Origin of the sequence: Macrococcus carouselicus (assembly GCF_004359515.1) — a bacterium.
In the GTDB taxonomy this organism is placed as follows: domain Bacteria; phylum Bacillota; class Bacilli; order Staphylococcales; family Staphylococcaceae; genus Macrococcus; species Macrococcus carouselicus.
This window is the reverse complement of sequence record NZ_SCWD01000031.1, coordinates 1-382: the sequence shown is the minus strand read 5'-3', so window position 1 is coordinate 382 and position 382 is coordinate 1. Positions and strand designations below refer to the sequence as shown.

The window sequence follows — 382 nt, the reverse complement described above, 5'->3', positions numbered from 1 at the left end:
ATTATAAACCTCAAAATTTCATTTCAATCTCAGGCTTACTTTCTAGAATGAGAGCAAATGCAGTGGGTCTAGCAAGTATTGCTGTTCTCTGCACATTTCTGATGGTCACACTCGGTATGTCGCTTACGACGTATAGAGGGATAGAGATGCAGATAAAGAGTGTAATGAAGCATGATTATGAGGTAACAATGTCTAAAAGCCAGGCAGTTAAGCAACTGGGAAATTTGAAAAAAGACATATCAAATTATGCTGATGTTGACCAGTTCAGACAAGGAGATGCTATTTTCGTAGGAATGTATAACCTGAGTGGTACCTTTGAAGCAATGGAAATGAAACCGTCACAGTCGGATATCAAAAATTCATTCTATAGTTTTGTAACTAC

General features: G+C 37.4%; 1 protein-coding gene. It reads left to right on the top strand.

All coding sequences use genetic code 11. The features are described from left to right. Positions 1-164 precede the first annotated feature (164 nt). On the top strand, positions 165-382 hold a 218-nt coding region (locus ERX40_RS11130; RefSeq protein WP_165980764.1), incomplete at its 3' end, for a hypothetical protein.